The sequence below is a fragment of the Pseudomonas sp. NPDC085632 genome, from assembly GCF_044541255.1.
Lineage (GTDB): Bacteria > Pseudomonadota > Gammaproteobacteria > Pseudomonadales > Pseudomonadaceae > Aquipseudomonas.
On the sequence record NZ_JBITSX010000020.1, the window covers coordinates 76535 to 91701 of the forward strand.

The window sequence follows — 15167 nt, forward strand, 5'->3', positions numbered from 1 at the left end:
GTCTCCTATGAGGGATCAGCGACTCAAGTTGTCATCCGGAATGTTCAGCTCGATGCCCATGCGCTGACCTTCGCGCAAAATGTGCCGACGCATTTCGGTGCTGGCCTGGGCGCTGTTCTTGCTGCGGATGGCGCGCACCACGGCTTCGTTTTCTTCGAGGCGTTCGGCCAGATGTTCCGGAGAATTGCGCAGCACTTCGGCGCTCTGCTTGAGGGCGTTGCTGGTTTGCTGCACGACGCTCTGGAAAATCGGGTTCGAGGTCAGGGTGAACAGTTCTTCGTGGAAGGCGATGTAGGCGCTGACCCCGGCTTCGCTGTCGCCGGCTTCAAGGGCTTCGCGCATGTCCATCAGGGTCAGGCGCAACTGGCCGACTTCCTTGCTGCTGATCGACTGCGCGACCAGACCGACGATGAACGGCTCAAGGGTGTAGCGCAGTTGCAGCACGTCTTCGAGGCTGGCCCCGGCGACTGCGCTGTCGTGGCCCTGACGGTCGCCGATTTGCGCGTCGAGTACGACCACGCCTTTGCCCGGCATCGAACGCACCAGACCGAGGGTTTCCAGCACGATCACTGCTTCACGCAAGCTTGGGCGACTGATGCCCAGTTGTTCCGCCAGTTCGCGCTGGCCCGGCAGCATGTCGCCGGAGCGCCACTGACCCCGGGCCAGAGCGGCGCGGAGCTTTTCTACCACTGAGTTGACGACGGTTGATGTAGTAATCACGTATTCGCTCCATGAGCCGTGCCTGCAGATGGACAGGCACGGCGGTCATTCAGAATTCTTTGGCCGCCGCTGGGGCGACGGTTTTTCTCGGCTGAAAGGTATAGCCCTGTTCGCCGTTGAGGACCTTGTTTGCCCGCTGCACGTCGATGTCCTTTTCCCAGCGCGCGATAGCGACGGTGGCCACACAGTTGCCGATCAGGTTGGTCAACGCCCGGCCGATGCCCATGAACCAGTCCACTGCCAACACCAGCACCAGACCGACCACCGGGATCGCCGGAATCGCCGTCAATGTTGCCGCCAGAATCACCAGTGCCGAACCCGGAATGCCGTGGGCACCTTTAGAGGTAATCAGCGACACCAGCAGAATCGTCAGCAGGTCGGTCATGGCCAGCGGTGTGCCGGTGGCGTTGGCGATGAACACAATGGCGAGGGTCAGGTAGATCGAGAAACCGTCGAGGTTGAACGAGTACCCGGTCGGGATCACCAGCCCGACCGTCGAGCTGCCGATGCCGAGGTGTTCCAGTTTGCGCATGATCTGTGGCAACACAGCGTCGGACGAAGCGGTGCCCATGACGATCAGCAGTTCTTCACGCAGGTACTTGAGCAGTGGCCACATGCGCAGGCCGGAAGCGCGCATCACCAGACCGAGAATCACGCTGACAAATGCGATGCAGGTCAGGTAGAACAAACCGACCAGGCTGCCCAGATGCTGCAGGGAGTCGAGGCCATATTTGCTGGTGGTGAAGGCGATTGCGCCGAACACGCCGATCGGCGCCAGTCGTACGATCATGCCCATGATCCGGAAGATCACATGGCTCAGTTCGTTGATCAGCCGCGAGATCCCGGAAGCTGCTTCGCCGACCAGATTCAACGCGCTGCCGAACAGCACCGAGAACAGCAGCACCTGCAAGATGTTGTTGTCGGCGAAGGCGCCGATCACTGAAGTCGGAATCAGGTCCATCAGGAACTGCGTGGTGGTGTGCATGTGCTGACCGCGTTCGGCGATGTCGCCCATGTCAGCGGCGGAGAGTTGCTCCAGATGGATATTCGCGCCGCTGCCGATGCCAGTACTGAAGGCGAAGACTAGGCCGATCACCAGCGCGATGGTGGTCAACACTTCGAAGTAGATCACCGATTTGAGGCCGATGCGCCCAACTTTCTTCAGATCGCCGGCGCCGCTGATACCGCTGACCACTACGCAAAACACGATGAGGCCGATGAGCATCTTGATCAGTTTGATGAAACCGTCGCCGAGCGGTTTGAGCTGGGCCGAGTATTCGGGAAGGGTCAGCCCGCAGACGATGCCGAGCATCAGTCCGAGAACCACTTGGAGGAAGATTGAACGCGAGCACCATCTGAGCATGGGAGGAATCCTGGTCGGTGTCCTGGCTGCCGTGCGCGGGGCGCATCAGATTCAGGACTTAATTATTGTGGTCTTACCGGTATGTCCAGTGCAGGCGCAGTCTAGGCGCTGATTTTCCATGATCGCAAGTGAAAAATGACGAATTGGCATGACCGGTCTGACCAGTTGTGCGGCAAGTACCATTCTTGAGCGGTTCAGGCGTTTGAAAAAATCCGGGCGAAAAAAAACCGGCCAATCACTTGGCCGGTTTTTCATGCTGCGGGATTAACGTCGCAATTAAGCGCCGTATACCGGCAGTTTCTTGCAGATGGCTTTGACTTTCTCACGAACGGCGTCGATCACCGCTTCGTTGTTCAAGTCAGCCAGGATGTCGCAGATCCAGCCGGCCAGCTCTTTGCACTCGGCTTGTTTGAAGCCACGAGTGGTCACAGCCGGAGTGCCGAAGCGCAGGCCGGAGGTGACGAACGGCGAGCGTGGATCGTTTGGTACGGAGTTCTTGTTCACGGTGATGAAGGCTTTGCCCAGAGCGGCGTCAGCGTCTTTACCGGAGATGTCCTGCTTGATCAGCGACAGCAGGAACAGGTGGTTCTTGGTGCCACCGGAAACCACGTCGAAACCGCGCTCGATGAACACTTCGGCCATGGCCTGAGCGTTCAACACCACTTGTTCCTGATAGGCCTTGAACTCAGGCTGCAGCGCTTCCTTGAAGCAGATCGCCTTGGCGGCGATCACGTGCTCCAGCGGGCCACCCTGGGCGCCCGGGAATACCGCGGAGTTCAGCTTCTTCTCGATGTCGGCGTTGGCGCGCGCCAGGATCAGGCCGCCACGTGGACCGCGCAGGGTCTTGTGCGTAGTGGTGGTCACGACGTCAGCGAAAGGCACCGGGTTCGGGTAAACGCCAGCGGCAACCAGACCGGCTACGTGAGCCATGTCGACGAACAGGTAAGCGCCGACTTTGTCAGCGATGGCGCGGAAGCGCGGGAAATCCAGAATCTGCGAGTAGGCAGAGAAACCGGCCACGATCATTTTCGGCTTGTGCTCTACAGCCAGACGCTCGACTTCGTCGTAGTCGATCAGGCCGTTGGCGTCGATGCCGTACTGCACAGCGTTGTACAGTTTGCCCGAAGAGGAAACGCTGGCGCCGTGGGTCAGGTGACCGCCGTGGGCCAGGCTCATGCCCAGAATGGTGTCGCCACCTTGCAGCAGGGCCAGGTAAACAGCGGCGTTGGCTTGCGAACCGGCGTGCGGCTGAACGTTGGCGTAATCGGCGCCGAACAGCTCTTTGGCGCGGTCGATGGCCAGTTGCTCAACGATGTCGACGTACTCGCAACCACCGTAGTAACGCTTGCCTGGGTAGCCTTCAGCGTACTTGTTGGTCAGGACCGAGCCTTGAGCTTCCATCACCGCTGGGCTGGTGTAGTTTTCCGAAGCGATCAGCTCAATGTGTTCTTCCTGGCGCTGAGCTTCTTGCTCCATGGCGGCAAAAAGGTCGGCGTCGTACTTGGCAATAGTCAAATCACGGCTGAACATGGCGGTCCTCAAGGATCGGGGGCAGAAAAGGGGGGCATTCTAACCCAATGGGTTTTGGATGGCATATGAAACGACATCATGTCGCAGACAAGTGGCGTTCATGCGCAGATAGATGGTGATTGTGCCGGCCTCAAAAGATCGCAGCCTTCGGCAGCTCCTACAGTAATCCGAGCTGATCCCGAATACTGTGACCGACATCAATCCTTGTAGGAGCTGCCGAAGGCTGCGATCTTTTCGGTCGCGCCGCAGATCTTCAGTCGAACATGAACAACGCATCATTACTGAATTGCGCCTCAAACCGGCTCGCCGGCATCGGCCGCCCGAACAGATAGCCCTGAACCTCATCGCAACCATGCTCACGCAGGAAGTCCAGTTGCTCATGGGTTTCCACGCCTTCGGCGATCACCGCCAGATTCAGGCTGTGCGCCATGGCGATGATCGCCCGGGCGATCTGCGCGTCCTGCTCACCCGACGGCAAGCCATCGACAAACGTGCGGTCGATCTTCAGCACGTCGATCGGGAACTGCTTGAGGTAGTTAAGCGATGAATAACCAGTGCCGAAGTCATCAACGGCAATGCTCAGGCCGAGGTTTTTCAACCCGGCGAGAATCTGCATCGCCTCGCTGACTTCGCGCATCAGAATACTTTCGGTCAGCTCCAGTTCCAGACACGCCGGCGGCAGGCCGGTTTCGCGCAGGATCGTGGCGATCCGCGTACCGAGTTGGCCATCGGAGAACTGCCGCGCCGAGATGTTCACCGAGACCTTCGGTACACGCACACGGTTCTGATGCCAGGTCTTCAGTTGGCGACAGGCCTCGCTGATCACCCAATCGCCGACGTCGACCACTAGCCCGAGCTCTTCCAGCACCGGAATGAAATCCCCCGGCGGCACCAGGCCACGACGTGGATGACGCCAGCGCAACAGTGCTTCGGCACCGGTCAGGCGTTTGCCGTCGCCGCTGAACTGCGGCTGGTAATACAGGACGAATTCGTTCTGTTCCAAGGCGTGGCGCAAGTCGCTTTCCAGTTCCAGACGTTCCAGCGCACTGGCGTTCATGTCCGCCTGATAGAACTGGAAGTTGTTCTTGCCGCGCTCTTTGGCGTGGTACATCGCGGTGTCGGCGTTCTTCATCAACTGGCTGAGTTCGTTGCCGTCCTGCGGACTCAGGGCGATGCCGATACTGGCGGTGACGAAGAACTCGCGGCCTTCGAGCACGAACGGTCGGACGAGGCTGCCGAGAATCTGTTCGGCGACATGAATCGCCCGGTTCAACGCCATTTCGCGGCTGGAGCGATGTTGCAGCAACAGCGTGAATTCGTCGCCGCCCATGCGCGCCACGGTGTCGTCATCGTCGACGCAGGCCAGCAAACGCGTGGCCATGTCTTTCAGCATGCGGTCGCCGGCGGCGTGGCCAAGCGAGTCGTTGATCGGTTTGAAACGGTCGAGGTCGAGGAACATCAACACCACCCACGACTTCTGCCGTTCGGCCGATTGCAGCGCGGTGTGCAGACGATCCTGGAACAGCGTGCGGTTCGGCAAATGCGTCAGGGCGTCGTAGTAGGCGAGGCGGTGAATGCGCTGCTCGCTGGCCTTGCGCTCGCTGATGTCGCTGAAGAAGCACACGTAACTGGCCAGGTCGCCCTCGTCGTCGAGCACCGCAGTGATGCCGACCCACGCCGGGTAGTGTTCGCCGTTACGGCGCTTCATCCAGACTTCGCCTTCCCAGGTGTTGTGCTCGTGCAATTGCTTGATCACGTAACGCAGGTGCGCGTCCTGCTGTTCATCAACGGTGAGCATGTTCGGCAATTGGTCGAGCACTTCGCTCACCGCGTAACCGCTGACCCGGCTGAACGCTTCGTTGGCCTGCACGATGTATCCGGCCGGGTCGGTGATCAGAATCGCCGATGTCGAGTGCTCGAATACCGTGGCGGCCATGCGCAGGTCCTTCTCGGCGCGGCGCTGCTGGCTGATGTCGCGACCGACACCGAGCACGCCCTCAAACGCGCCGTGCTCGTCCCACACCAGCACCAGACGCAGCTCGATCGGGATCTTGCGGCCATCGGCGCGCAGGCAATCGAACAGGAACAATTGCGTCTGCACCTGACTGCGCAGCACTGCCAGTTGCTCGGGTTTGTCCAGCGCCTTGCTGACCCGGTCCATCAGCGTGTAGATGCCACTCAGTTGCTGCGGGTTGGCGATGGTCGATTGCCAGCCGTTCTGGAAAATCCACTCGGCGTCGTAACCCAGCACGGCCTGCACCGACGGGCTGACGTAGTTCAGCGAGAGCTTGCTGTCGGTGGAGAAAATCACGTCGCTGATACTTTCGGCGAGCATGCGATAACGCTGCTCGCTGTCGCGCAGGGATTCGCTGGCTTCGATCTGTTCGGTGATGTCCTTGGCCACGCCGATGATCCGCGTGACCTGATCGTGTTTATCGCGGGCCAGGGCCTGTTCGCGAATGTCGAAACGCCGCCATTTGCCGTCGCGATGGCGGAAACGCAACTGACATTGCAGTAACTGGCTGTAACCGGCGTGGCGCTGTAACTGGCGCGAGCGATGGTAGTAATCGGCATCTTCCGGGTGCAGGAGAATTTCCCAGAAGTACTCGCCCATCTGATGCAGTTCGGTACGGTTGTAACCGAGAGTCTGGCCGAGGTGGTGGTTGCTGAAAATCATTCGCTGGCTGATCACGTCCTGCACATACAGATGATCCGGCACGGTACGCACCACGTCCGACCAGAAGCCTTCGCGCTCGAGCAGTGACAGTTCGATCAGTTTGCGGCTGGTGATGTCGTTGATACTGAGGATCACTGCTTTGTAGTCGTGCTGCTCGGTCGGCAGGCGCAATACCATCCACAGGTGTTGGTCGCGACCGTTGATGTCCGGCAGTTTGATTTCCAGTTCCAGCTGCTTTTGTTGCTGCAGGACGGCGTCGAGCACTTGATTGCCGATGGCGCACTGACGGTGTGGGTGGCCATCGATCAACAGTTGCCAGGCATGCTCGCAGGAATTGACGTTGAGCAATTGCAACGCGACCTGGTTGACCTCGGTGACGCGCAGTTCCTGTAGCAGTTGCTGGCGTTGTTGCGGTTGGTCGAGCCAGGCCTTGAGCTGGTCGCTGGTCTGGATCTGCGCCTTGTCGAAGACCTGCTTCAAACCGGACAGATCAAGCACGCACAGGGCCACGCCGGTGCCTTCGAAAATATCCTGATAGCGTCGACGACCCTCATGCAACTGACGCTGGCGGCGGCGCATGTTCAACAGCGCAATCACCGGCAGCATTGAGAACGCCAGCCCCAACAGGCACTTGCCGATAAACGCCGGCAGCAGTTCTTCGAGCACGCGCTGGCGGTCGAACAAGCCGCGCAACTGCCAATCGCTGCTGCTCAGTGGCACGGTCAGCACGGTGTTGGCCAGATCATCCGGGCTCAGCACGCCGGGCTTGGCCGAGGGCAGCGCTTCGTCGCGGCTGATGATCTGATGGTTGATGCGATTTTCCACCAGCCACAAGGGGCGCAGCCCGGTGTCACCCTGTTTGGTCAGCGAGTCGAAGAAGGTCGGGGTCAGGCGCAAGGCCCAATAGCCGCGCGTGCTGCCGCTGGCCTGATGCAGCAACAGATGCACCATCGAACCGTCATCGGCGTTACTGAAATAGTGCGCCTGGGCGCGACTGCGGCGCACCAGTTCCGTCAGGTAGTCGGCGTCGTGGCTGTCGACGGCGCTGTCGTTGATGATTCGCCCGGAAGGGCTGAGCAACGCAATGCTGCGCAGATCGGGCAACGACTGCTGGAGCTTGCGCAGCAGCGCCTGCTGTTCGTCGGCTGATTGCGGTTGTTCGACGATCGGTAGCAGGTTGAGGGCGATTTGCGCGTTCAGCGCCATGTTCAGGCTGACCTGCGAGGCGAGGTCGGCGGTGTAATCAATGGTGTACTGGCGCTGGTTTTTCTGAGTTTCGCGCAGTTGATCGAGCAGTTGCCAGAACAGCAAGGCGAGCAACAAAAGCACAAGCGTCGCCAGCGCACCCTTTAATGTACCGCGCAGGGACGAGCCGGGCACCGGTGGGGTGCTGCTCACAGAGGCTGGCGGAGTGACATTGGACAAGCTGTAATCCTGCGGTTTGGCTGGACTGGCGCGACGTGCACTATAAGCCGGACGCCCAAAGGGCGGCTAGCATGCCTTGAGTCGTGGCGAAGTGCCAGCCCCGCGCGGCTGGACTGCCTTTCATCATTAAGGTAGCTTTGCCGGTTACGCGGGAGCGTTCCAGCTCCTAGACTCAGACTTTTTCAGCGCGCACGCATTGATAACCATCAAGTGAACGACGCGCATGGTCTGGCCGGGCTTCGCCTGCGCTGCAATCATTCATCTGTCACTGACCCAAGGTTCTCCATGGCTCAATACGTCTTCACCATGCATCGGCTGGGCAAAGTTGTTCCGCCGAAGCGGGAAATTCTCAAAAACATTTCGCTGTCCTTCTTCCCCGGCGCCAAGATCGGCGTACTCGGCCTCAACGGTTCGGGTAAGTCCACGCTGCTGAAAATCATGGCCGGCGTCGACACCGAATTCGAGGGCGAAGCCCGTCCGATGCCGGAGCTGAACATCGGTTATCTGCCGCAAGAGCCACAACTTGATCCGACCAAGACCGTGCGTGAAGTGGTCGAGGAAGCAGTCAGCGTGATCAAGAACGCCCAGGCGCGCCTGGACGAGGTCTACGCAGCTTACGCTGAAGAAGACGCCGACTTCGACAAACTGGCTGCCGAACAGGCCAAGCTCGAAGCGATCCTGCAAGCCAGTGACGGTCACAACCTTGATCGCCAACTGGAAGTGGCCGCCGATGCACTGCGTCTGCCGGCGTGGGACGCCAAGGTCGAATTCCTCTCCGGTGGTGAAAAACGTCGTGTGGCCCTGTGCCGCCTGCTGCTGTCCGCACCGGACATGCTGCTGCTCGACGAACCGACCAACCACCTGGACGCCGATTCCGTTGCGTGGCTGGAGCACTTCCTGCACGACTTCCCGGGCACCGTGGTAGCGATTACGCACGACCGGTACTTCCTCGACAACGTCGCCGGCTGGATTCTGGAACTCGACCGCGGCGCAGGCATTCCGTACGAAGGCAACTACTCGGGTTGGCTCGAAGCCAAGTCCGATCGTCTGGCGGCCGAATCCAAGCAGCAGTCGGCTCACGAAAAAGCCATGAAAGAAGAGCTGGAATGGGTGCGCAAAGGCGCGAAAGCCCGCCAGTCGAAATCCAAGGCACGTCTGCAACGCTTCGAAGAAATGCAATCGCAGGAATTCCAGAAGCGCAGCGAAACCAACGAGATCTACATCCCGGCCGGTCCACGCCTGGGCGACAAGGTCATCGAATTCAAGAACGTCACCAAGGGCTACGGCGATCGCGTCCTGATCGACAACCTGTCGTTCTCGATGCCCAAAGGCGCCATCGTCGGCGTGATCGGCGGTAACGGTGCCGGTAAGTCGACCTTGTTCCGCATGCTGATGGGCAAGGAAACACCGGATTCGGGCAGCATCGAAGTCGGCGAAACCGTGCAACTGGCCTGCGTTGACCAGAGTCGTGACGACCTCGATGGCAGCAAGACTGTGTTCCAGCAGATCTCCGACGGTTCCGACCAGATTCGCATCGGCAACTACGAGATCCCGTCGCGCACCTACGTCGGTCGCTTCAACTTCAAGGGCGGCGATCAGCAGAAGTTCGTCAAGGACCTCTCCGGTGGTGAGCGCGGTCGTCTGCACCTGGCGCTGACTCTGAAGGAGGGCGGTAACGTCCTGCTGCTCGACGAACCGTCCAACGACCTCGACGTTGAAACCCTGCGTTCGCTTGAAGAAGCCCTGCTGGACTTCCCGGGCGCCGCCATTGTGATCTCTCACGATCGGTGGTTCCTTGACCGCGTGGCGACACACATCCTGGCGTACGAAGACGACTCGCAAGCGATCTTCTTCGAAGGTAACTACACCGAGTACGAAGCGGATCGTAAAAAGCGTCTCGGCGAAGCGGCTGCCCAGCCACACCGGGTACGTCACAAGAAACTGGCCTGATTCGGTTGGTCGCATGAAAAAGCGGAGCCTTCGGGCTCCGTTTTTTTTTGCCCCTATTTTCAGTAAGACCGAGGTGGATTCATCGCTGGCAAGCCAGCTCCCACAGGATTTTTGTCGTGCCCGAAATATGTGAACGCCGCTAAAACTGTGGGAGCTGGCTTGCCAGCGATGGCGGTATAACTGTTGGTGCATCAATCAAATTTGTTCTCCCTATTCAGGTGCAATATCAGTCTAAAAAGCCCTCTGATTTATATCCTGTGCACCATTTAATTTCATAAGTGCGACATTTTGCTCTGTTCCAGTGCGCAATTCGTTTGTTACAGTCCGGCCCAATCTCCTCCAACGACAATAAATTTGCCGAGACTTTTTCCATGATCGAATCCGTCGAATCCTTCCTTGCCCGCCTGAAAAAACGCGACCCGGATCAACCCGAATTCCACCAGGCCGTCGAAGAAGTGTTGCGCAGCCTGTGGCCGTTTCTCGAAGCCAATCCGCACTACCTGACTTCGGGGATTCTGGAGCGCATCTGCGAGCCGGAGCGCGCCGTGGTGTTCCGCGTGTCGTGGGTCGACGATCAGGGCAAAGTCCAGGTCAATCGGGGTTTCCGCATCCAGATGAACAGCGCCATCGGACCGTACAAGGGTGGCTTGCGTTTCCATCCTTCGGTGAACCTGGGCGTGCTGAAATTCCTCGCCTTCGAACAGACCTTCAAAAACTCCCTGACCTCGCTGCCCATGGGCGGCGGCAAGGGCGGCTCGGACTTCGATCCGAAGGGCAAGAGCGACGCCGAAGTCATGCGTTTCTGCCAGGCGTTCATGAGTGAATTGTATCGCCACATTGGCGCTGACGTGGACGTGCCGGCCGGTGATATCGGCGTCGGTGCGCGTGAGATAGGCTTCCTCTTCGGCCAGTACAAACGCCTGAGCAACCAGTTCACCAGCGTACTGACCGGCAAGGGCATGACCTACGGAGGCAGCCTGATTCGTCCGGAAGCCACTGGTTTCGGTTGCGTGTATTTCGCGGAGGAAATGCTCAAGCGCCGCGAGCAGAGCGTTGAAGGCAAACGCGTAGCGATCTCCGGTTCCGGCAACGTCGCGCAATACGCAGCACGCAAGGTTATGGACCTGGGCGGCAAGGTGATTTCCCTGTCCGACTCCGAAGGCACGCTGTATTGCGAGGCTGGCCTGAGCGAAGAACAGTGGTCGGCGCTGCTGGAACTGAAAAACGTCAAACGCGGACGCATCAGCGAACTGGCCGCAGCCTTCGGTCTGGAATTCCGCGCGGGTCAGTTGCCGTGGTCGTTGCCGTGCGACATCGCACTGCCGTGCGCCACGCAGAACGAACTCGACGCCGAAGCCGCGCGCACATTGCTGCGCAATGGCTGCGTGTGCGTGGCTGAAGGTGCGAACATGCCGACCACGCTGGAGGCTGTGGATATCTTTATCGAGGCTGGCATTCTCTTCGCGCCGGGCAAAGCATCGAATGCCGGCGGCGTGGCGGTGAGTGGTCTGGAGATGTCGCAAAACGCCATGCGTCTGCTGTGGACGGCGGGTGAGGTGGACAGCAAGCTGCACGCGATCATGCAGTCGATCCACCACGCGTGCGTGCATTACGGCGAAGAGAACGGGCGGATCAACTACGTCAAAGGCGCGAACATCGCCGGCTTCGTCAAGGTCGCCGACGCGATGCTGGCGCTGGGCGTGGTTTAAGCCGGTTCGATACGGATTACTTCAATCACTTGATCACCGGCGGGGCGTTGCCACAGCACCTCGTCGTTGAGTCGGGCACCGAGCAGGGCGCGGCCCAGCGGTGAGCCCCAATTGATCAGGCCTTTGCTGGCATCGGCCTGATCTTCGCCGACCAGTTGCACCCGGCGTTCGGTATCGTGTTCGTCGGCGTAGGTGACCCAGCTGCCGATCTGCACCTTGTCGGTGGATGTGGCGGCAACTGCGACTTGTGCGCTGCTCAGGCGTTGATTGAAATAACGCAGATCCCGTTCCAGGTCCGCCTGGCGTTGCTTGTCGGCCTGCTCACCTTTGGCCGATTGTTCGGCGTGCAAGGCTTGCAGTTCGGCGACTTTTGCCTGCAACTGCGCCAGCCCTTGCGGCGTGACGTAATTGGGCTGCGTGCTGACCTGCCGTTCGACCGGCTGATCGGCTTGCGCGGCGGCGTTGTCTTCGTTGACGAATGCGCGGCTCATGCTGTCCTCCCATTAATAACGTTTGGGCCATGGTCACCGGCATTTGGTTTCACTGGATGTCTGCAAGCGACCTATTGCGAGCGATAAGCCCGCCCGGCGTCCTGATCTTTCTGTTGCTGCCAGGCGCGCTCGCGTTCGTCCCAGTGTTCGTTGCGATACTCTTCGCGATCCTTGTTTTCCAGCATCGCCTGACACTGACGGAAGCCGTCGGTCCAGCCTTCGGCGTATTGCTTGTCCTTGAGATAGCGCGGCACGTTCTTGCGAAATTCGCCGCTGATCGAACCGGCGGCTTGCCGACCACTGACACAGCCATCGTCAAAGCCGTCGGCGAAGGCGGGTGGATAACCCTTGGCGATCAAATCTTCATGGGTGGTCTGGCAACCGCCCAGCAACAGCACAACACCCAGCAAACCCGCACACCGCCACATCGCACTCTCCCGCGCCGGTTGTCCGGCTTATGGGGAAAGTCTAGAAGGGGATTCGTTGGTGGGGTGTGAAAGAAAGATCAAAAGATCGCAGCCTGCGGCAGCTCCTACAGGTGAAACACATTCCAAATGTAGGAGCTGCCGAAGGCTGCGATCTTTTAATAGTGATACCACTTCACTTCGAGCATGACTTCCGTCTCAGGTGTGGCGAGATGGCTGAACTCACGCTGCGCACTCAGGCGCAAACCCAGATTGCGCGACAATTCCCACTGCTGATTCAAACTCAAGCTACGGCGCACTTCACCATTGAAGAAGTAATCACCCTTGGCTTCCAGGCTGAGATTGCCCAACGGGTTTTTCCACAACACGCCAGTATTGAAACCGCCGGCCGGAGAGACGAACTCGGCGAAATCATTGTTGTGTTCAACCCGCACCGTGCCGAGGGCAAAACCCAGCACATCGTCACCCAACGCCCACGTGCCGCCACCGCCACCATTCACATGGCTGACCAGCGTTTCGTCATCATGATTGCCCGGTACGCGCTCCAGGCCACCAGTGACCTGCCACGACAGCGGCTGCAATAGCTCATTGCGCGGCGTCAGCGAGCGAATCGTCGCCAGATCCAGCTGCTGGAACTGCCAGTGATTGCCCTCGTACTGACGCAACTTCATCTGCAGGATTTCGATCTGCGCGCCGAGCGGGAAGCTTTCGGCGTTGTCGTTGAGATCGTGATAAGCCATGCGCAAGCCGTATTCGCCGAACGCACGATCGCCGCGTGTGCCGAGGCCTGCCTGCCAGGTGCGTGATTCGTGGCCGTCTTCCGGCAAGCCTGGCTGCGGAATGTCCAACTCAGGCGCGGGGTTCTTGTTGATCGCCCGCAGCAATTCGAAACTGCGCTGCGCCCGTTGCGGATCGCGCTCCTGGCCGTTGGCGCGGTAGCGTTCCAGACGATATGCAGCGTCGATGATCAACGCCTGACGGTCGCGGGGCAGGGCTTTGAAGGCCGGATCCTGCAACTGCTGCTGATCGGCGCTGACGTTCAGCACCCATTGCTGTTCGTCATTGCTCAACGGCTCGGCACGGCTAAGCAATTCACGCTCACGGGACGGACGATATTCAATGCTTTCCACCAACCCGGCTTCCTTCACCGCTTTGACGGTGTCGGTGGGAATCGCGGTCAACGGAAACTGTTCGGTCAGGCGCAGACTCGGCCGTGCGACTTGCAGCAGCTCCAGCAGGCGGTACGAGCAGTTTTCATCGAAGAAGAAATAGTCGAACTGAATCTGCTTCAACTCCCACACATGCTCGACCATGCGCGCGGTTTCTTCCTGGGTCAGATTCAGTCGGTATTCCCACAGGTCGCGGTTTTCCAGACTGCGGTATTCCGAAAGTTTTTCCTGATACGGCACCAGCGCGAACAGGCCGGGATAACCGCCCATCAAACCTTTCCAGGCGTAGAGAATGCTGTTGTCCGAACCTTCGATGTAGGCGCCGAAGTTGATCGCGTAACTCAACAGCGACGTCTTGTCGGCCTGTACATCGGCCTGATCGATGCGCAGCAGGGTGTGACCGAACATCGATGACGGACTGTTCAAGTAAGCCGCCGGGAAGATCATCACCGCGCTGTGCGGCGAAACATCCTTGAACCATTTTTTGTACTCGGCGCATGCAGGTGTCGGCAGATCGCTGAGATTGAGCTGTGCTTTCAGCCAGCGAGTACGCGCCGGATAAACACATTGCGCATGTTGCTCGCCAAGACTGGCCGGGGCGTACAGCGCTTGCACGGTGGCGGCCAGTTCATGATCGGGATGTTCGTTGCCGTCGGGCGCAAGAAAGAACTTCTTGTCGCTGACATAGCTGCGCCAGCCGCCGAGTTTGGCGGTCTCGTAGTGACCGAGGGAAATCCAGAAGCGGTCGTTGGCCAATTGCTGCAAACGTTGAGGGTCGATGTGAGGCGCGGCGGACAGCGGGGCGCAGACACAGAGCGCCAGCCAGGCAAGGCGTTTGAGCATAGTCGGCAACTTGAACAGGAAAGAAATAAAGACCCAAGGAGGGGCGGGCCGAAAAAATAAAACCCGCTTCCCGAAGGAAGCGGGTGGGGTCGAGCTTAAGCCTGAGTTGCGTACTTGGCCAGACGAGGATCTGATTTCAGTACCGCCAGGGTGTTGGTATGCACGTCTTCAGCGGTCACGTCAGCCTTGCTGAAGATCTGCTGGAAGTGCTCGTGAGTCACGGCAGCGAAATGCGCACGGTCTTCCGGCGCCACGCCCAGTACCACGGCATAAGTCGTCAGCGCTTCGCCGTTGCCTTTGGCCATGTCTTCGGACAGCTCGTTCATCATGCCATTCATGGCAAACCAGGATTTGCCGCCGTAGGTCAGCGATGCGTTGGTCGAGCAGCCGTTGGTGCCGGACGTCATCCCGAAGGTGGCGTTACCGGACGTGCCGTTGGTGGTGGAAGCGAGGAAGTGAGCCGGGGTGCCACGCTGACCTTCGAACAGCATGTTGCCCCAGCCGCAATCCGGGCCGCCTGGAGCTTGCGCCATTGCGTTGATGGATACAGCGGTGAAGAGAGTACCGAGAAGAATCCGTTTCATAGCTTTTTTCTCTTTGTGTGCATACCAATGGACAGGGTTCTGGCCCCCCAAGCTCTGTACTAAACAGATCCAAACGAAGCCAGTGGGCCGGTATTAGTTCCAGCCGCGCAGTTTGGAGTTTAGGCATGTTCCAGGGGTTCCGTGGTTTTTTGCAAAATATTTGGAATAAACCCCGGTTTCCGGGGGCGGGCCGCAGTGCGAGCACTGCGGTGAACCGTTGCGTCGGCAAGATTTGATCAGCCAGCCACAAGCAGCCTACGCCGCCGAACGACAGGCGCGGC

General features: G+C 59.3%; 10 protein-coding genes and 1 pseudogene. 3 read left to right on the top strand and 8 right to left on the bottom strand.

Annotation, left to right across the window (positions count from 1 at the left end; all coding sequences use genetic code 11):
- Positions 1-15: 15 nt before the first annotated feature.
- From ACIF4X_RS15215 to morA, 4 genes are all read right to left on the bottom strand, one after another.
- Positions 16-720, bottom strand: a complete 705-nt coding sequence (locus tag ACIF4X_RS15215; protein WP_397482765.1) for a FadR/GntR family transcriptional regulator — start codon at positions 718-720, stop codon at positions 16-18.
- Positions 721-769: 49 nt separating this feature from the next.
- Positions 770-2083 (bottom strand): C4-dicarboxylate transporter DctA, encoded by a 1314-nt coding sequence (locus ACIF4X_RS15220; RefSeq protein ID WP_397482766.1) that lies wholly within the window; start codon positions 2081-2083, stop codon positions 770-772.
- 276 nt (positions 2084-2359) lie between these two features.
- Entirely contained in the window at positions 2360-3613 is a 1254-nt protein-coding gene (gene glyA / locus ACIF4X_RS15225) for a serine hydroxymethyltransferase (protein WP_007909785.1), read from the bottom strand.
- Between the two features lie 253 nt (positions 3614-3866).
- On the bottom strand, positions 3867-7715 hold the full coding sequence (gene morA, locus ACIF4X_RS15230) for a cyclic di-GMP receptor MorA (RefSeq protein ID WP_397482767.1): 3849 nt from the start codon (positions 7713-7715) through the stop codon (positions 3867-3869).
- A gap of 285 nt (positions 7716-8000) precedes the next feature.
- On the opposite strand from morA, the gene ettA reads away from it, so the two are divergent.
- Together ettA and gdhA are read left to right on the top strand one after the other, a co-directional pair.
- The gene (gene ettA / locus ACIF4X_RS15235) at positions 8001-9665 is read left to right on the top strand and encodes an energy-dependent translational throttle protein EttA (RefSeq protein ID WP_064118743.1); all 1665 of its coding nucleotides are present in this window, start codon (positions 8001-8003) and stop codon (positions 9663-9665) included.
- Between the two features lie 371 nt (positions 9666-10036).
- Complete coding sequence (gene gdhA / locus ACIF4X_RS15240) at positions 10037-11374, top strand: NADP-specific glutamate dehydrogenase (protein WP_397482768.1); 1338 nt, start codon at positions 10037-10039, stop codon at positions 11372-11374.
- Here the strand turns inward: gdhA and ACIF4X_RS15245 are convergent.
- The 4 genes from ACIF4X_RS15245 to ACIF4X_RS15260 form a co-directional block, all read right to left on the bottom strand.
- A complete protein-coding gene (locus ACIF4X_RS15245) occupies positions 11371-11865 on the bottom strand; it encodes a GreA/GreB family elongation factor (RefSeq protein ID WP_397482769.1) in 495 nt (164 codons plus the stop codon). The two genes, gdhA and ACIF4X_RS15245, sit on opposite strands and share 4 nt — an antisense overlap.
- 71 nt (positions 11866-11936) lie before the next feature.
- A complete protein-coding gene (locus ACIF4X_RS15250) occupies positions 11937-12293 on the bottom strand; it encodes a hypothetical protein (protein WP_003228385.1) in 357 nt (118 codons plus the stop codon).
- 155 nt (positions 12294-12448) lie between these two features.
- Positions 12449-14302, bottom strand: coding sequence for a DUF4105 domain-containing protein (locus ACIF4X_RS15255; protein ID WP_397482770.1), 1854 nt, complete (start codon positions 14300-14302; stop codon positions 12449-12451).
- A gap of 95 nt (positions 14303-14397) precedes the next feature.
- Entirely contained in the window at positions 14398-14886 is a 489-nt protein-coding gene (locus ACIF4X_RS15260; protein ID WP_007909797.1) for a DUF3015 domain-containing protein, read from the bottom strand.
- Positions 14887-15064: 178 nt separating this feature from the next.
- Here ACIF4X_RS15260 and ACIF4X_RS15265 point away from each other — a divergent pair.
- A pseudogene (locus tag ACIF4X_RS15265) lies at positions 15065-15167 on the top strand (transcriptional regulator); the annotation flags it as partial.